Source organism: Micromonospora eburnea (genome assembly GCF_900090225.1).
Taxonomy (GTDB): Bacteria; Actinomycetota; Actinomycetes; order Mycobacteriales; family Micromonosporaceae; genus Micromonospora; species Micromonospora eburnea.
The window spans coordinates 4,963,434-4,980,739 of sequence record NZ_FMHY01000002.1 but is presented as its reverse complement, the minus strand read 5'-3'; the positions used below and the strand labels follow the sequence as shown (position 1 = coordinate 4,980,739).

The 17,306-nt window shown below is 71.8% G+C and carries 12 protein-coding genes; 3 read left to right on the top strand and 9 right to left on the bottom strand.

What is annotated here, in order from left to right:
* Positions 1–129: 129 nt before the first annotated feature.
* The 9 genes from GA0070604_RS21420 to GA0070604_RS21380 form a co-directional block, all read right to left on the bottom strand.
* Entirely contained in the window at positions 130–1,530 is a 1,401-nt protein-coding gene (locus tag GA0070604_RS21420) for a GH1 family beta-glucosidase (RefSeq protein WP_091121365.1), read from the bottom strand.
* Positions 1,527–3,749, bottom strand: coding sequence for an alpha-xylosidase (yicI, locus tag GA0070604_RS21415; protein ID WP_091121361.1), 2,223 nt, complete (start codon positions 3,747–3,749; stop codon positions 1,527–1,529). The genes GA0070604_RS21420 and yicI overlap by 4 nt, the downstream gene beginning before the upstream one ends.
* Positions 3,746–4,633 (bottom strand): carbohydrate ABC transporter permease, encoded by an 888-nt coding sequence (locus tag GA0070604_RS21410; RefSeq protein WP_091121357.1) that lies wholly within the window; start codon positions 4,631–4,633, stop codon positions 3,746–3,748. The genes yicI and GA0070604_RS21410 overlap by 4 nt, the downstream gene beginning before the upstream one ends.
* Positions 4,633–5,613, bottom strand: coding sequence for a carbohydrate ABC transporter permease (locus GA0070604_RS21405; protein WP_091121353.1), 981 nt, complete (start codon positions 5,611–5,613; stop codon positions 4,633–4,635). The genes GA0070604_RS21410 and GA0070604_RS21405 overlap by 1 nt, the downstream gene beginning before the upstream one ends.
* Before the next feature lie 57 nt (positions 5,614–5,670).
* Positions 5,671–6,972 carry an ABC transporter substrate-binding protein gene (locus GA0070604_RS21400; RefSeq protein WP_091121351.1) on the bottom strand — a complete coding sequence of 434 codons (1,302 nt, stop codon included), beginning with the start codon at positions 6,970–6,972 and terminating at the stop codon, positions 5,671–5,673.
* 37 nt (positions 6,973–7,009) lie between these two features.
* The gene (locus tag GA0070604_RS21395; protein WP_091121347.1) at positions 7,010–8,125 is read right to left on the bottom strand and encodes a LacI family DNA-binding transcriptional regulator; all 1,116 of its coding nucleotides are present in this window, start codon (positions 8,123–8,125) and stop codon (positions 7,010–7,012) included.
* Positions 8,126–8,316: 191 nt separating this feature from the next.
* The gene (locus GA0070604_RS21390) at positions 8,317–9,126 is read right to left on the bottom strand and encodes a metal-dependent hydrolase (protein ID WP_091121344.1); all 810 of its coding nucleotides are present in this window, start codon (positions 9,124–9,126) and stop codon (positions 8,317–8,319) included.
* A 106-nt stretch (positions 9,127–9,232) separates the two neighbouring features.
* Positions 9,233–10,558, bottom strand: coding sequence for a glycosyltransferase family 4 protein (locus GA0070604_RS21385; RefSeq protein ID WP_091121341.1), 1,326 nt, complete (start codon positions 10,556–10,558; stop codon positions 9,233–9,235).
* Positions 10,559–10,705: 147 nt separating this feature from the next.
* Positions 10,706–12,646, bottom strand: a complete 1,941-nt coding sequence (locus tag GA0070604_RS21380) for an amylo-alpha-1,6-glucosidase (RefSeq protein WP_091121338.1) — start codon at positions 12,644–12,646, stop codon at positions 10,706–10,708.
* 42 nt (positions 12,647–12,688) lie between these two features.
* Between GA0070604_RS21380 and GA0070604_RS21375 the strand changes: the two genes are divergently transcribed.
* The 3 genes from GA0070604_RS21375 (at position 12,689) to GA0070604_RS21365 (ending at position 17,125) form a co-directional block, all read left to right on the top strand.
* Positions 12,689–15,409 carry an MGH1-like glycoside hydrolase domain-containing protein gene (locus tag GA0070604_RS21375; RefSeq protein WP_091121335.1) on the top strand — a complete coding sequence of 907 codons (2,721 nt, stop codon included), beginning with the start codon at positions 12,689–12,691 and terminating at the stop codon, positions 15,407–15,409.
* 195 nt (positions 15,410–15,604) lie between these two features.
* Entirely contained in the window at positions 15,605–16,312 is a 708-nt protein-coding gene (locus GA0070604_RS21370; RefSeq protein WP_091121331.1) for an HAD family hydrolase, read from the top strand.
* Between the two features lie 21 nt (positions 16,313–16,333).
* Complete coding sequence (locus GA0070604_RS21365) at positions 16,334–17,125, top strand: DUF4184 family protein (RefSeq protein ID WP_091121327.1); 792 nt, start codon at positions 16,334–16,336, stop codon at positions 17,123–17,125.
* The last annotated feature ends 181 nt before the right edge of the window (positions 17,126–17,306 follow it).

The following is a 17,306-nucleotide window of genomic DNA, read 5'->3' as shown; positions in this document are numbered from 1 at the left end:
GAGCGCAGCACCCGCCGTCCCCAGCGATGCAACAGGCAGGGGGTACGGGCTCGGATGGCGAGCACACGGCGTGTCGCAAACTGTCTTGCGACAGGTTCTCGTCCTCCAGACGCGGGGCTGGGTGGAGGTTTAGTCCGGTAGGCGGTTGGTGGTGGCCAGCCGGCGGTACCAGTGGGCGCTGTCCTTCCACGTACGCGTCTGCGTGTCGTAGTCGACGCGGATGATGCCGAACCGCCGGTCGTACCCGTACGCCCACTCGAAGTTGTCCAGCAGTGACCAGACGAAGTACCCCCGCACGTCGGCCCCGCCCGTCATCGCCTCGCCGACCGCGGCGATGTGCCGGCGCAGGTAGTCCACCCGCCGGTCGTCGTGGACCACGCCGTCGGGCGCGACGACGTCGTCGAACGCCGCGCCGTTCTCCGTGATCATCAACGGCTGGTCGGGGTGCTCCCGGCGCAGCCGCAGCAGCAGCTCGGTCAGGCCGCCCGGGTCGATGTTCCAGCCCATCGCGGTGTGCGGACCGGGCTGGGGCAGGAACTCGACGTCGCCGGCACCGACCCACGGGGTGTGGGCCGAGTCGCCGTGCCCGTCCGCCTCCGACCGGTCCGACGCGCCGTCCCAGGCGCGGACCAGGGCCGTCGCGTAGTAGTTGACGCCGAGCACGTCCAGCGGCACCGCGGCGGCCCGCTCGTCGCCGTCGCGTACGAACGACCAGTCGGTGACCGCCGCGGTGTCGGCGAGCAGGTCCGCCGGGTACGCCCCGTCCAGCATCGGCCCGAGGAACGCCCGGTTCGCGAGCGCGTCGATCCGGCGTACCGCGTCCTGGTCGGCCGCCGAGTCCGACGCCGGGCGGATCACGTGCAGGTTCAGCGTGACCGAGAGCCGGGCCGCCGGGGCGAGGTCCCGGATCACCCGGCCGGCGAGGCCGTGCGCCAGGTTCAGATGGTGTACGGCGGCCAGCGCCGCGGCCGGTTCGGTACGCCCCGGCGCGTGTACCCCGGAGGCGTAGCCGAGGTAGGCCGAGCACCACGGCTCGTTGAACGTGGTCCAGGTGTGCACCCGATCGCCGAGCGCCCCGACGATGCCGGCGGCGTAGTCGACGAACCGGTGTGCGGTGTCCCGTGCCGGCCAGCCGCCCGCGTCCTCCAGTTCCTGCGGCAGGTCCCAGTGGTAGAGCGTGGCCACCGGCTGGACGCCGTGCTCCAGCAGCCGGTCCACCAGCCGGGAGTAGAAGTCGACCCCGGCGCGGTTGAGGCCGCCCGAGCCGCCAGGCTGTACGCGGGGCCAGGAGATCGAGAACCGGTACGCCCCGAGCCCGAGCGCGGCGATCTGGTCCACGTCCTCGGCCCAGCGGTGGTAGTGGTCGGCCGCCACGTCGCCGGTGTCCCCGTTGCGGGTCCGTCCCGGCGTGTGGCTGTAGGTGTCCCAGATGGACGGTCCCCGGCCGTCCTCCTTGGCCGCGCCCTCGATCTGGTACGCCGCCGTCGCGGAACCCCAGACGAAACCCTCCGGAAACACGAACCCGCTCATTCCGCTACCTCCACCACATGCCCTGACGAAGAGCCCGACACCAGCTCGGCGCTGGCACTGCCGTTCTCGTACCGCACCTCGAACTCGGCCCCGGTGCCGCCGTCCGGCGCCGGCACCCGGACCCGGACCTGTTGCCCCTCGACCGGCGCGTAGAGCCGCAGCCGTACGCCGTCGGCCCAGGTGTAGTCGGGTCGGTCGTCAACCGCCCCGAAGGGGACGACCGCGCCGGGTCGGGCGAGCACGGGCACGCTGTCGAAGTCGTGCTTTTCGGTGACCCAGCCCGGGCCGGTCACCCGCGCGCCGCTGACCAGATGGGTCCAGGTGCCGGCCGGCACGTAGTAGGTCACCTGCCCGTCGGCGCTGAGCACCGGTGCCACCAGCACGTCCGGGCCGAGCATGTACTGCCGGTCCAGGTGCGGGGCGGTCGGGTCGTCCGGGAACTCCAGGATCATCGGCCGCAGCACCGGCACGCCGTCGCGGTGCGCCTCCTCGGCCGCCGCCGCCAGGTACGGCATCAGGCGCAGCTTGAGGCGGGTGAAGTGGCGCAGCACGTCGACCGCCTCGTCGTCGTACGCCCACGGCACCCGGTAGGAGCCGGAGCCGTGCAGCCGGGAGTGCGAGGAGAGCAGGCCGAAGGCGATCCACCGCTTGAACACCGCCGCGTCGGGCGTACCCTCGAAGCCGCCGATGTCGTGGCTCCAGTAGCCGAAACCGGACGCGGCCAGCGACAGCCCGCCCCGCAGCGACTCGGCCATCGCGACGAAGGTGGACTCGCAGTCGCCGCCCCAGTGCACCGGGAACTGTTGCCCGCCCGCCGTCGCCGACCGGGCGAACACGACCGCCTTGCCCGCGCCGCGCTCGGCCTCCAGCAGCTCGAAGACGGTGCGGTTGTACAGGTACGAGTAGTAGTTGTGCATCCGCTGCGGGTCGGCGCCGTCGTGCCACACCACGTCGGTCGGGATCCGCTCGCCGAAGTCGGTCTTGAAGCAGTCGACCCCCATGTCGAGCAGCACCTTGAGTTTGCCGGCGAACCAGCGGGCCGCGTCCGGGTTGGTGAAGTCGACCAGCGCCATGCCGGCCTGCCACTTGTCCCACTGCCAGACCGAGCCGTCCGGGTTGCGGACCAGGTAGCCGGCCCGCCGGCCCTCCTCGAACAGGTACGACCGCTGGGCGATGTACGGGTTGATCCAGACGCTGACCTTCAGGCCGCGCTCGTGCAGTCGGCGCAGCATGCCCTCCGGGTCCGGGAAGGTCTCCGGGTCCCAGACGAAGTCGACCCAGTGGAACTGGCGCATCCAGAAGCAGTCGAAGTGGAACACCGACAGCGGCAGGTCCCGCTCGGCCATCCCGTCGATGAACTCGGTCACCGTCTTCTCGTCGTACGAGGTGGTGAACGAGGTGGACAGCCACAGCCCGTACGACCACGCCGGCACCCGCGCCGGCCGGCCGGTCAGGGCCGTGTACCGGCGCAGCACGTCCTTCGGGGTCGGGCCGTCGATCACGTGGTAGGTCAGCGACTGCCCCGCCACGCTGAACTGGGTCTGTGACACCACCTCGGAGCCGATCTCGAAGGAGACCAGTTCGGGGTGGTCCACGAACACCCCGTATCCGGCGCTGCTGAGATAGAACGGCACGTTCTTGTACGCCTGCTCGCTGGCCGTGCCGCCGTCGGCGTTCCAGATGTCCACGGTCTGGCCGTTCTTGACGTACGGGCCGAACCGTTCGCCGAGGCCGTGGATCGTCTCGCCGACCCCCAGGGCCAGCCGCTCGTGCACGTATTTGTGGCCCTCGCCGTCGGTGACGATGCCGATGCTGCGCTCGGTGGAGGAGGTCACCAGCCGGTCCCCGCGCAGGAAGTCGACCCGCCACGTGCCGACCAGCGCGACCCGCGCGGTCAGCTCGCCGGTGGTCAGCGCCGCGGTGAGTCCGGTGACCTCCACGTGCACGGGATGGTCGGTGCGCTCGGCGAGGGTGAACCGGGGCTCGCGGGGCAGCCCGCCGGAGTGGTGGCCGATGGTCACCCCGACCACGCCCGGTGCGGGGGAGAAGAACCGTACGGTGACCACCGGCCGGTTGAGGGTGTCGCCGCGGCCGGTGATCCGGCCGGTGGGCGCGAACACGGTGAACCCGCGCTCGTCCGGCTCCACCGACTCCACCGTGCCGGGGCGCAGCACGCTGACCCCGGGCCGCAGCTGCCAGTATCCATCGGTGAATTTCACTTCTCGGCTCCCGCTGTGATGCCGCGCGCCAGGGTGCGCTGGAAGATGAGGAAGAACAGGATCGCCGGGACGAGACTGATCAGCGCGCCGGCGTTGGTGGTCGGGGCGTCCATCAGCCGGTCGCCCTGCAACGACGCGAGCGCGACCGGGATGGTCTGGGTCTGGTTGTCGATGAGCATGACCAGGGGGATGAGGAACTCGTTCCAGGTCCAGATGAAGAAGAAGACGAGCAGCACCGAGAGGGTGGGTCGCAGGTTGGGCAGCACCACCCGCCACAGGATCCGCCACTTCCCGGCGCCGTCGAGTGCCGCCGCCTCCAGCAGCGTGCGGGGGAAGGTGCCGAGCACCGAGGCGAGCAGGTACGTGCCGAACGCGCTCTGGATGACCGTGAAGATGATGATGACGGCGAGGCGGGTGTTGTAGAGCCCGGCTCCCTTGGCGAAGTGGTAGAGCGGGTAGATCAGCGACTCCTGCGGGATCATGTTGGCCAGCAGGAAGAGGCCGATGATCCAGAGCCGGCCGCGGACCCGGCCGACGCCCAGCGCGTACGCGTTGAGCAGCGAGACGAGCACCGCGAGCACCGCGACGGAGCCGGAGATGAGGATCGAGTTCCACAGCTTCAGCGGGAAGTCGACCTGCTCCCAGTACGTCTGTAGCCCCTTGGTGTAGAACTCCGACGGCCAGCTCAGTGGGCCGTTCGTCGAGTAGTCGCCGGGCGATTTGAAGGCGTTGAGCAGCATGAACGCGAACGGCACCAGCGTCGCCAGCGCGGCGGCGGTGACCAGCACCAGCACGACCCAGCGGGTGGCGCCACGGTGGTGCCGGTCCGGGGCGCGCCGGGCGGGACGGGTGGCGCCGGCCGCCGGGGTGAGCGTGCCGGCCATCAGAGTCCCCCGTCCCGCCGCTCGGCCCGGTGCTGCGCCCGGATGAACAGCACGCTGACCACCACGATGATCAGCGTGAGCGCCATCGAGATCGCCGAGCCGTAGCCGACGTGCAGCTTCTTGAAGAAGGTGTGGTAGGCGAAGTAGGACGGGACGTTGGTGGCGTTCTCCGGGCCGCCCCGGGTCAGCGCGTAGATCGGCCCGAACACCTTCATCGCGGCGATGGTGCAGGTCAGCCCGACCACGAAGGTCTCCGGCCGGATCTGCGGCAGGGTGATCGCCCGGAACCGGCGCCACCAACCGGCGCCGTCGATCTCCGCCGCCTCGTACAGTTCCGGGTCCACCCGCTCCAGCGCCGCCATGAAGACGACCACCGGGTAGCCGAGTTGCACCCAGATCATCACCGCCATCACCACGGGCAGCGCGGTGTCCGGGTCGCCGAGCCAGTCGTGGCGTAGCGAACCGAGGCCGACCGCGTCGAGCAGCCCGTTGAACGCGCCGTCGGGTCGCAGGATCCAGCCCCAGACGATGCCGGCCACCACCACCGGCAGCACCTGCGGTAGATAGAAGGCGGCCCGTAGCGCGGCGGCGGTGCGGGGGCGGAATCGGCGTCCGATGGTGTCGAAGAGCACCGCGGCGAGCACCAGCCCGATCAGGGTGGGCAGCAGCACCATCGCGACGATCATCGCCAGCGTGTTGCGGAACGACATCCAGAACACGTCGTCGTGCAGCAGGTTCCGGTAGTTGTCCAGGCCGATGAAGGTGGGGTCGCCGATGCCGGACCACCGGGTCAGGGAGAGGTAGCCGGTGTAGACCAGGGGCCCGCCGATGACGAGCAGGAAGAGGAGCGCGCCGGGGACCAGGTAGAGCCAGTACGCGGCGTCGGGGCGGGACGGGCGGCGGCGCGGGGTTCCGCCCGTCGGTGTCGGGGGTGCCGTGGTCGCGCGTTGGCGGGCGACGACGGTGTCGGGCACTGCCATCGGGGTCCTTCCGCGTGGGCAGGCGCTCGGTCACGCCGGGCGCCTGCCCCGCCGTCGTCAGTTGCGCTTGATCTCCGCGACGCCGTCCTGGTAGGGCTTGGCGATCGCGTCGAGCACCTGCTCGGGCGACTTGGACTGGTTGATCAGGGCCTGGAAGCCGGCGACGAGGACGTCGTAGTAGCCGGGCACCGGCCAGTCGGGGTAGAACGCCAACCCGTCCTGCGCGCTGATCTTGTTGAAGTCCTCGATCAGCTTCCGGTCCTTCGGGTCGCTGACCTTGGCGGGATCACCGGCGACCGGTACGCCGCCGTGGTTGGCGATCAGCGCCTGGATCTCCGGACGCATGGTGATGTCGATGAAGTCGTACGCCAGGTTCTTGGCCTTGCTGCTGGCCGGGACCACCCAGATGTTGCCCGACGAGCCGGCGTTCAGGGTGTTGCCGGGGAAGAGGAAGGTGTCCCAGTCGAACTTGATCTCGTCCTTGAACCGGCCGTACCACCAGCTACCGGAGACGATCATCGGTGTCTTGCCGGCGATGAACGCGGTGCCCATGTCCTCCGCCTTCGCGCTGGCCGTGTCCTTCGACAGGTAGCCCTTGCGCACCCAGTCGGCGAAGGTCTCCGCGCCGTACCTGAGCGGGTCGGCGTGGAAGTCGACCGGATTCTTGTAGAGCTGGTAGTTGTCGACGAACGTCCGGTCGGCCCGGGCCAGGGCGAGCTGGTAGAAGAGCTGGCCGGCCGGGTATTCGGCGCCGGCGGTGCCCAGCGGTGTGACGCCCTTGCCGACGAAGGTGTCCATCGCCCTGGTCATCTCGTCGAGCGTGGTGGGCACCTGCACGCCGTACTTCGTGAACAGGTCCTTGTTGTAGTAGACCGTCACGTACTCGCCGTAGTTCGGCACGCCGAACCAGTTGCCCGAGCCCATCACGCCCTTGTCGTCGTACCGGGCGGTGGTCTGCAGGCTGGGGCTGAGCGCCTTGTCCCAGCCGCGCTCGGTGGCCTGCTCGGTGAGGTCGGTGAGCAGGCCCTGCGAGGAGAGCAGGCCGGCCGTGGCGTTGCCCTTGTTGTACTCCATCACGTCCGGGCCCTCGGACGAGTTGATGATCATGGCGGCGTTCTGCTGGATCTGCTCGAACGCCTTGCGCTCGAAGCGCACCTCGACGCCGGTGTGCTCCTGCTTGAAGATCTCGATCGCCCTGTCCCAGGCGACCCCCATCGCGCTGTTCGCGCCCTCGTAGTGCCAGAGTTTGAGGACCTTCGCCCCGCTGCCGTCGTCGCCGTCGTCGCCGCAGGCGGTCACGCCGATCGCCGCGAGGGCGGCAACCACGGCCACCACGGCGACTCTCCGGAGTCGCTGCATTGCTAATCTCCTCGGTGAGTATCGAGCCGGTGCTCCTTCAGGCCCGTCGTCGCGTGGCAGCGCGGCGACGGGCTGTTACCTCGGTGCGGTCCGGTGCCGGCCTGGCAGGGCCGACCCCGGTCGTGCTGGTCCCGGCCGCCGTACGGGGCGGCCCGCTCGACCCGCGGACCTCCAGGACGCAGGGCAGCAGTTGCTGGTGGATCTCGCCGTTGTCGGCGTCGACGTGCCGCAGCAGCGTCTCGACCGCGATCCGGCCCAGCGCCGAACCGGGCGAGGTCATCGCGGTCAGCGCCGGGGCCGCCAACTCGGCCACCTGCGGCGAGGTGACCATGGAGACGACCGAGACGTCCCCGGGGACGGCCAGGCCCCGGCCGGCCAGCTCGCCGAGAATGCCGAAGACCGCGCTCTCGTTCATCGCGAGAACCGCCGTCAGGTCGGGGGCCTGGGCGAAGGCGGCGGCGATCGCCGCCCGCCCGCCCGCGGCGCTGTCCTCGGCGGGGATCATCAACGGTGCCAGGCCGTGCCCGGCCATCGCCGCGGCGAACGCGTCCCGGGTACGCAGCGCCGGCCCGTAGCCGTCGGTGAGGGCCGCGGCGGAGTGGTTCACGTAGACGATGCGGCGGTGACCGAGGCCGACCAGGTGGTCGACGGCGTCGCGCACCGTACGGTCGAAGTCGATGTCGACGTACGACAGGCCGGACGGGTCCTCGGTGCGGCCGATGAGCACCAGCGGCACGCCGACCTCCTGGAGGACGGCCACCCGGGGATCGGCGAGCTGCACCTCCATCAGCAGCGCGCCGTCGAGCATCCGCTGGCTGGCCAGCCGGCGCAGCTCGTCCAGGTCGTTGACGCCGACGGGGGACAGGACCAGGTGGTAGCCGGCAGCGCTGGCCGCGGCGGCCGCGCCGGTGACGAAGGCGGTCTCGGTGGCGCCGAGGCCGCGTTCGTCCATCGGCAGCAGCAGGCCGACGATGCGGCTGCGCCGGCTGGCCAGGCCGCGGGCCATGGCGTGCGGCTGGTAGTCCAGCTCGGCCATGGCCGCGAGCACCTTCTCGCGGGTCGCCTGGGAGATGGGCCGGGCGCCGGTGAGCACGTACGACACGGTGCTGACCGACACCCGGGCGAGGCGGGCGACGTCCTGCATGGTGGCCATCCCGCACCTCCTCCGGCGGCGGTTCCCGGCCCTGCCGGGGAGTTCGTCGAAACGCTTCGACGAAGCGTTTCGACGAACGGTAGGTCACGTGTTACACACACGTCAATAGCCCAGGACGGCGATGGATCCCGGCAGGTCAGAAGGGCCGGCCGGCGGTCGCGTCCGGCCGGCCCGCTGGTCCGGAGCGTCGATCAGACGTTGATGTTGAACCGCTGCAACACGGACGGTGCGACCAGCCCTACCGCGGAGAGGGCGGCGACGACGGTCATCACGGTGCGCAGCACGACGACCTCGGCCTTGCTGCCGGTACGCAGCGCGATGCTGTTGGGCAGCCCGATCATCGTCCACATCCGCCGCTTGATCGGGATGGGCCAGAGGATCGGCACCCCGGCGCGGGTGATCATGTCGCCGAGGACGTGTACGACGCAGCCGACCCCGACCGCGGTGCCGATGAGCGGATAGCCCCGGTCGTCGGGAAGGTTGGCGAAGGTGAACCAGGCGGCGGCGGCCGAGACGAGGGTGATGACCACCCAGCCGGCCCGCTCGGCCCACTTGTCGAACAGCCCGCGCAGCGCCAGCCCGATCATGAAGAAGAGGATGCTGACCACCGCCCACTTGCCATAGCTGGCGCAGAGCGCGGTGGTGCCCCAGCCGAGCAGCCCGGCGAACGGGAGGGTGTGGGTCAGTGTCCGGTGTCCGTTGTTGCGGCGCGGGTCCTTGCTGAGTTTGGTGGCGTAGTAGACGCCGAGCGAGACCTTCTCGATCACCTCGGCGATGAAGAGGCTGACCACGCCGAAGGTGCGCGCCACGGTCGCGCCGCCCTGGTTGCGGGTGACCTTGCCGGAGAGGTCGAGGTCGGGCAGGAGAGCCCCGCCCGCGCAGACCGCGGTGCCGACCGCCAACGCCAGCGGCGTCTGGTGGTAGTCGGCGAACTGGTCCAGCGCCCAGGAGCCGGTCAGCCACACCGCCGCGCCGGACAGCGCGTGGGATGGTCCCATCATCTCGGCTCGCCCTCCCCGAAGATCTTGATCGGCAAACTACGCCACTGTAGTCATTCGGTCGGGCCGAGGGGCATCACCCGGACGGTCCACTGAGGAGGTTTTCGGTTCAGCTCGCGGTTCCGGTCAGCAGGTTCCCGTCGGGGATGGTGATGGCGGCCCGGCCACCCGTCAGGAGAGTGGTGGCCAGGCGGGCCTGGAACGCGTCGTGTTCCCGGCGGGCGACGGCGTAGCAGGCGGCGGTCCGGGCGGCGACGCTCGCCCAGCCGTACCGCTGGGTGACCATGGTGCGGGCGCGGCGGGCCACCCGGCGGGCGAAGATCTCGTCGCCGAGGAGTTGGTCCACCGCGCCGGCCAGGGCGTCCGGGTCGCTGTGCGGGAAGGTCACCCCGGTGACTCCGGGCTCGACGATCTCGGCGAGCCCGCCGGTGCGCGCCACCGCGAGCGGCGCCCCGGCGGCGGCCGCCTCCAGGGCGATCATGCCGAACGGCTCGTAGAGGCTGGGGACGACGGTCGCGTCGGTGGCGGCGAGCACCGCCGGGAGCTGCGTGGCGTCCAGGAAACCGGCGAACCGGACGCTGTCGCCGAGCCGCAGTCGCCGCGCCTGGCCGACCAGCTCCTCCTGGTACGGGCCGTTGCCCGCGATCACCACGCGTAGCCCCGGGTGCCGGTCGCGCAGGTACGGCACGGCGTGCACCAGGTGCTGTACGCCCTTCTCGTAGACCAGCCGGCCGGCGTACCCGACCAGGGGGCCGTCGCCGGCGAAGCGGGCGCGGGCGGCGGCGACGGCGCGGGGACGGGGGCGCCAGGCCCGGTCGTCCACCCCGTTGGGGACCACGTCAACGCGTGCGCCGGGCACGTCGAACAGCCGGGTCACCTGGTCGCGCATGTATCCGGAGCAGGCGATCACCCGGGTCGAGGCGTTGCTGAGCCAGTGTTCGACGCCGTGGATGGTGCGGTTCGTCTCCGCGGGCAGCCAGCCCTGGTGCCGGCCGGCTTCGGTGGCGTGGATGGTGGTGACCAGCGGCACGTCCAGATGTTCGGCCAGGGTCGTCGCGGTGTGGGCGACGAGCCAGTCGTGGGCGTGGACGACGTCGTACTCGCCGGACGCGGTGGCGCGCAGGGCGGTGCGGGTGAGGGCGTGGTTGAACGCCATGGTCCAGGCGAGCAGGGAGTTGGTGGCGAGGGGGAAACGGACGGGGTCCTCGGGGACGCGCAGGATCCGTACGCCGTCGGCGTACTCCTCCAGGCGGGCGCCGTCGGCGTGGCGGGTGACGACGGTGACCTCGTGGCCGGCGGCGGCCAGGGCGACGGAGAGGGCGTGCACGTGGCGGCCGAGGCCACCGACGAGCACGGGTGGGTATTCCCAGGAGAGCATCAGCACCCGCTGGTGCCGGGCGGGCTGGATGTCGACCACGTCCGTGTCCGCTGACATGCGCGCCCCCTTTGAATTGTGGTTCCCGTCCCGCGTGCGGCCGGGCGGCGTGTCGGTGCCCGCCGCCCGCGCCGGTTCGCTGCCCATCCTGCCCAGTGGTCGATAACCAGCGGAGACGTGGTGATTGCCGAGGTGTAACAGCGGCTGTCAGCGGCTGCGGCGGACGCGGAGCAGCTCGGCGACCGACCACGCCTGGAACGGGCAGCCGGTGGCGGCGTGCGGGGCGAGCCCGTCAGCCGTCTCGCTCACCGAGCCCAGGCCGAACTCCACCAGATGCGCCGCAAGACCCACCAGCAGGTCGTCGGTGGGCAGCCCGGCCCGGCGGTACGCGTCGACGAGCGGCCCGATCAGCCACGGCCAGACCGTCCCCTGGTGGTAGCCGGAGTCCCGCTCGGCCGGCCCGCCCCGGTGCCGGCCGACGAAGCCAGGGCGGTCGGGGGCGAGGCTGCGCGGCCCGAGCGGGGTCAGCAGCGCCTCGGCGACCCGGCGCAGCGTCGCCTCGTCCGGTTCGAGCGGGGCGTACGGCAGCGACCAGGCGAGCAGTTGGTTGGGGCGCAGCAGGTCGTCGTCGTGGTGCGGCGTCCCGCCGAGGGGGTGGGTCGGGGCCGGGGCGTCCACCACGTCGTACAGCCAGCCCGCCGGTGCCGGGAACCGCGTCCGGAACGCGTCGGACGCCTTCGTGTGCAGTCCCCACAGGGCGGTGGCGTCCCGCCCGAGCAGCTCGGTCAGCTCGGCGAGCCCGGCCAGCCCGTTGACCCAGAGCGCGTTCACCTCCACCGGCTTGCCGGTACGCGGGGTCACCGGCACCCCGTGCACCCGGGCGTCCATCCAGGTCAGGGCGGTGCCCGGGGTGCCGCCCTGGGTGATCAGCCCGTCCGTCGGGTCGACCCGGATGCCGTAGCGGGTGCCGGCCAGGTGTGCCTCCACGACGGCGTGCAGCGCGGGCAGCAGCTCGGCGCCGAGGTCGGTGTCCCCGGTGGCGGTGACGTGCCGGGTCACCGCGTGCAGGAACCACAGCGTCGCGTCGACCGTGTTGTACTCCACCCGACCGGTGTCGGCGGTGTTCGCCAGCATCCCCTCCGACAGCGTCGCCGCGTACGCCCGCAGCAGCTCGCGCCCCTCCCCGGCGCGGTTGGTGCACAGGAACAGCCCCTCGTACGAGGTCATGGTGTCCCGCGACCAGGCGCCGAACCACGGGTACCCCGCCACCACGTCCGGCCCGGCGCCGGTGCGCACCACGAACGCGTCGGCGGCCAGGGCGAGGGTGGCCTCGACCGGATCGTCCGGTCTCGCGGCGGCCACCACCGCCCGGTTGCGCCGCCGGGCCGCCTCGACCAGCGCGGTCGCCGGCGGCGGCTCCTCGGCCAGGTCGCCCGCCCAGGCCAGCACCGAAACGGTGGCGCCCGGCTCGTCGAGCGCGCCGGAGAAGCGGCCCGCGTACCAGAGGTCCTCGCCCGGGGGCAGGCCGCGCGCGGCCTCCTCGCGGTGGTGCGCGCCCAGCCACCACTGCCCCTCGGGCATCCAGTCCGGCCCGGCCAGCCGGAACGCGTCCTCGACCACCGCCCCGCCGGCCGCCGGCTCCAGCCGCGGGGCCGGCCCGTCCGCGCGGCGCTCGCCGTGCGCGTCGCGCCAGGTGCAGGCCGCGGCCAGGTCCAGCCGGACCGGGCCGCCGGAGACCAGCCGGTGCACGACCGCCACGCAGGGCCGGCCGTACGCCATGGCGATCTCCCGCTCGATGACCACCTCGCCGATCCGCCACCGCCAGCGCGGCACCCCGTCGGTCAGGTCGAAGCGTTCCAGCAGCTCGAAGCCGCGCGGGTCGACCGCCCCGGAGGCCCACTCGTGCGTGCCGAGGCGCACCCGGCCGCCGGCGGGCAGCACCACCGTCGGGTCCAGGCTGGCCAGCCCGATCCGGCGGGACGCGGTGGTCTCGCCGGCCACCACCAGCAGCCCGTGGTAGCGGCGGGTGCGCAGCCCGCTGACCGTGCCCATGGCGTAGCCGCCCAGGCCGTCGGCGACCAACCACTCCCGGGTCGAGGAGGCGGGCAGCTCCCCGCAGACCTGCGGGCCGAAACGAATGTCGATCAACTTTCCTCCACCGGCAGCGAGGTGCCGCACGCCACGACGACAATGGCCACCGTGGTGAAGTACCCCGGCGGCGTCGAGAATGTGCAGGTGATCACTGACCGCCCGCCCTCCGCGGGTCCCGACCCGGAACGGCACCGGCTCGCCGAGGCCGATGCCGGGGTGCGGGACTGGCGCGCATGGGGCCCCTATCTGTCCGAGCGGGCCTGGGGGACGGTACGGGAGGACTACAGCGAACACGGCACGGCCTGGGACTATTTTCCCCACGATCACGCGCGCTCGCGCGCGTACCGGTGGAACGAGGACGGCATGGCCGGCGTCTGCGACGACCGGCAGACGTTCTGTTTCGCCGTGGCGTTGTGGAACGGGCGGGACCCGATCCTCAAGGAGCGGATGTTCGGCCTCGGCGGCGACGGCGGCAACCACGGGGAGGACGTCAAGGAGTACTGGTGGTACGAGGACTCCACCCCGACCCACTCGTACATGCGCTGGCGCTACCACTACCCGCAGGCCGCGTTCCCCTACGATGAGCTGGTCGCGGTGAACGCGCTGCGCGGCCGGGACGACACCGAGTACGAGCTGGTCGACACCGGGATCTTCGACGACGACCGGTACTGGGCGGTGACGGTCGACTACGCGAAGGCGTCCCCGACCGACCTGTGTATTCTGATCACGGTCGGTAACCGGGGGGACCGGGACGAGACCCTGCACGTGCTGCCGACCCTGTGGTTCCGCAACACGTGGGCGTGGGGGTTGCCGGGCGGTGACCGGGTGCCGGTGATCGCCGGCTCCGCGGCCGGGTCCACCGCCGGCGCCCGGCTGGTCGGCGAGCACTGGGTGCTCGGGCAGCTCCTGCTGGAGGGCGACGGGCAGCCGACCCCGCTGCTGTGCGACAACGACTCCAACGCCGAGCGGCTGTGGGGGCTGCCCGGGCGGTCGCCGTACCCGAAGGACGGCATCAACGACCACGTGGTGGCCGGCGCGGACACCGTCAACCCGGACCGGCAGGGCACCAAGGGCGCCCTGCACTACGTGCTCGACGTGCCGGCCGGCGAGCAGCGGCAGATCCGGCTGCGGCTGACCCGTACCGCCCCGCCGCCGGCGAGCGCGCCGCCGCCCCCGGCGGAGCTCGGCGACGACTTCGACAGCGTGCTCCGGGCGCGCCGCGCCGAGGCCAACCGCTTCTTCGACAGTGTCATCCCGGCCGGGGCCAGCGCCGACGAGGCCCTGGTGGCCCGGCAGGCCATCGCCGGGCTGATGTGGGGCAAGCAGTTCTACCACTTCGACGTCAAGCGGTGGCTGGAGGGCGATCCGGGGTCCGCGCCGCCGCCGGCCGGGCGCCGGCACGGGCGCAACAGCCACTGGTGGCACATGACCAGCTTCGACGTGATCTCCATGCCCGACCCCTGGGAGTATCCCTGGTACGCGGCCTGGGACCTGGCCTTCCACTGCGTCACCATCGCCCGGGTCGATCCCGGCTTCGCCAAGGAGCAGCTGCTGCTCCTGCTGCGCGAGTGGTACCTGCACCCCAACGGGCAGATCCCGGCGTACGAGTGGGCGTTCGGGGACGTCAACCCGCCCGTACACGCCTGGGCGGCGCTGAAGGTGTTCGAGATCGACGGCAGCCGCGACCACGAGTTCCTGGCCCGGGTGATGCACAAGCTGCTGCTGAACTTCACCTGGTGGGTCAACCGGAAGGACACCGGCGGCAACAACGTCTTCGAGGGCGGCTTCCTCGGGCTGGACAACGTCGGCCCGTTCGACCGCTCGGCCGCCCTGCCGGTCGCCGGGGTGCTCGAACAGTCCGACGGCACCGGCTGGATGGGCATGTACGCGCTGAACCTGCTCGACATGGCGATCGTGCTCGCCGAGCACGACCGGGCGTACGAGGACATCGCCACGAAGTTCTTCGAGCACTTCGCGTACATCGCCGCCGCCGCGTACGACCAGGGGCTCTGGGACGACGAGGACGCCTTCTTCTACGACGTGCTGCGGCTGGCCGACGGGACGCGGGTGCCGCTGAAGGTCCGCTCGGTGGTGGGGCTGCTGCCGCTCGCGGCCACCACCCGGCTCACCACGCGTACCCTGCACCGGCTGCCCGAGCTCGGCGCCCGGCTGCGCTGGTTCCTCACCAACCGCCCCGAGTACGCCGACGTGATCGGCGTCCGCCGCATCGGCCCCGACGGCCGCCAGCAGCGGCTGCTGTCCATGGTGGGGCCCGAACAGATGGTCCGGCTGCTCGCCCGGATGCTCGACACCGACGAGTTCCTCTCCGAGTACGGCCTGCGTACGCTGTCCCGCGCCCACCTGGGCCAGCCGTTCACGGTGATCCTCGGCGGGCAGGAGTTCAGCGTCGGCTACGAGCCGGCCGAGTCGACCAGCGGGCTGTTCGGCGGCAACTCCAACTGGCGTGGCCCGATCTGGATGCCGACCAACTTCCTGCTGGTCAGCGCGTTGCGCGACTACGCGGCGTTCTTCGGCGACGACCTCCAGGTGGAGTACCCGACCCGCTCCGGTCAGAAGCGGACCCTGGACGAGATCGCCGACGACCTCTCCGCCCGGCTGATCGCGCTGTTCACCCGGGACGGCTGGGGCCGGCGCCCCATCTACGGCGCCTGCCAGCTCTTCCAGACCCACCCCGACTGGCGGGACCTGATCGCCTTTCCGGAGTACTTCCACGGCGACAACGGTGCCGGGCTCGGGGCGTGGCACCAGACCGGGTGGACCGCGCTGGTCGCCGACCTGATCCTCACCCTGCGCCGCTGACCTCCCGCCCGCTCAGCGGCCTCCGCGCCAACCACCGAGCCCGTCGCGGCGCGCCCCCGACGCGCCGCGAAGCGGCGGCTACTCGGCGCGGCATCAGAGGCACCGAACGGCCGCACCGGGCGCGTTGACGAAACCGACGTGCTTGCGCACTGTCGCAGGCAGTACCGTGTCCCGGTTCACCGGGGGAGGAAGCCGATGGGGCAGGTTATGGGACGCCGCGAGGCAGAGGTGCTCGTCTTCGACGCCGACGACACGCTCTGGGAGAACAACATTCTCTTCGAGCGGGTGATCGACGACTTCCTCGACTGGCTGGAGCACCCGACGCTGGACCGGGCGGAGATCCGGGCCGTCCTCGACGACATCGAGCGGGCCAACGCCGTCACGCACGGCTACGGCAGCAAGGTGTTCCTGCGCAGCCTGGGGGAGTGCCTGGAGAAGCTGCGGCGGCGCCCGGCGACCGAGCAGGAGCGCGCGGAGATCGAGGGCCTCGCGGTGGCGCTGATCGGCCACCAGGTCGAGCTGATGCCCGGGGTCGCGAAGACCCTGGACGACCTCGCGACCCGGCACGAGTTGCTGCTGCTGACCAAGGGGGAGCAGGAGGAGCAGCAGCGCAAGCTCGACGCGTGCGGGCTGCTGCACCACTTCCGGGCCGCGCACATCGTGCCGGAGAAGGACGTGGACACCTATCACTGGCTGGCCCGCGAGCACGGCTTCGAGCCGGCCGGCGCGTGGATGATCGGCAACTCGCCGCGGTCGGACATCCGGCCCGCCCGGGCCGCCGGGATGAACGCGGTCTTCATCCCGAACGAGAACACCTGGGTGCTGGAGGACGACGAACTCGACCCGGGCGACACCGGCGTGATCCGGCTGGCCGCGTTTTCCGACCTGCTCCAGCACTTCTGACGAACGGGTAACGTCCGGTTCGTGCCGCTGACCTTCCCGTCACACCTGGCGCCGGTGCTGCCGCTGAAGCTGTGGCGACCGCACTGGTTCGACGGCGTGGCACTGGCCACCGGTGCGGTGGCGCCGGACGTCGGCTACCTGTTCACCGGCACCCGGTTCGACGTCGGCCCGCGCGCCCACACCCTCGGCGGGCTGCTCTGGTGGTGCCTGCCGGTCGCGCTCGCGTACGCCTGGGTCGTCCGCCGGGTGATCGCCGGGGTCGCGGTGCACCTGCCCGGTGAGCGCCTGTTCGCCTGGCGGGACCACGCGGCGCTGGCCGGGGTCCGCCATCCCTGGCAGGTGACGGTCTGCTCGGTGCTGATCGGGGCGTTCAGCCACGTCGCCTGGGACCGGGTCACGCACACCGAGCGCTGGCTGCGGCTGCTGGGGATCCGGGACTTTCACGCCGCGACCGGGATCCACTGGTGGCTGTTCTCGGATCTGCTCAGCACCGCGGTGGGCGCTGCCGTCGTGGTCGCCCTGGCGTTGCGGGCCGCCCACCGGCGGGAGGTCTTCCACGGCGTACGGCCGCCCGCGCCGCCGGCTCGGCCCGCCGTCTTCTGGGCGGTGGCGTTGCCGGTAACCGCGGCCGGCGCGCTGCTGCTGCCCGGCCTCCCGGCCGCCACCGTCCCGGCGCCGGCCGGGGTGCGGCTGCTGCACCTGGCGGCGCTCGCGTTGATCGCCGGGGCCGCCGCGGCCGGCGGCCTGGCTCCGGCCCGGCCGGGCGCGGGCCGCGTTGATCACCTCGCGCAGAAACAGCGTCAGGCTCGCTGACCCTGTTACGCGGACATGCCGCAATTCGACATTGGTATCAATCACATTCTCCCGGCCTCGGCAGAGCTTGTTCGACCTGCGGCGAGCTGCCTAACCTGAGCCCGCGTTCACGGTTCGTCGGGGTGAGCCGGGGACGCGCCGAGTCCGGTGGTTGGGCACCGTGGAGCTGAGTGCAGGCGGG

Bases quoted from the DNA above. Each gene is read 5' to 3' on its own strand.
- GA0070604_RS21410 (WP_091121357.1), bottom strand. From the start codon at position 4,633: ATGGCCGGCACGCTCACCCCGGCGGCCGGCGCCACCCGTCCCGCCCGG.
- GA0070604_RS21400 (WP_091121351.1), bottom strand. From the start codon at position 6,972: ATGCAGCGACTCCGGAGAGTCGCCGTGGTGGCCGTGGTTGCCGCCCTC.
- GA0070604_RS21420 (WP_091121365.1), bottom strand. From the start codon at position 1,530: ATGAGCGGGTTCGTGTTTCCGGAGGGTTTCGTCTGGGGTTCCGCGACG.
- GA0070604_RS21390 (WP_091121344.1), bottom strand. From the start codon at position 9,126: ATGATGGGACCATCCCACGCGCTGTCCGGCGCGGCGGTGTGGCTGACC.
- GA0070604_RS21385 (WP_091121341.1), bottom strand. From the start codon at position 10,558: ATGTCAGCGGACACGGACGTGGTCGACATCCAGCCCGCCCGGCACCAG.
- GA0070604_RS21405 (WP_091121353.1), bottom strand. From the start codon at position 5,613: ATGGCAGTGCCCGACACCGTCGTCGCCCGCCAACGCGCGACCACGGCA.
- GA0070604_RS21370 (WP_091121331.1), top strand. From the start codon at position 15,605: ATGGGGCAGGTTATGGGACGCCGCGAGGCAGAGGTGCTCGTCTTCGAC.
- GA0070604_RS21375 (WP_091121335.1), top strand. From the start codon at position 12,689: ATGGCCACCGTGGTGAAGTACCCCGGCGGCGTCGAGAATGTGCAGGTG.
- GA0070604_RS21395 (WP_091121347.1), bottom strand. From the start codon at position 8,125: ATGGCCACCATGCAGGACGTCGCCCGCCTCGCCCGGGTGTCGGTCAGC.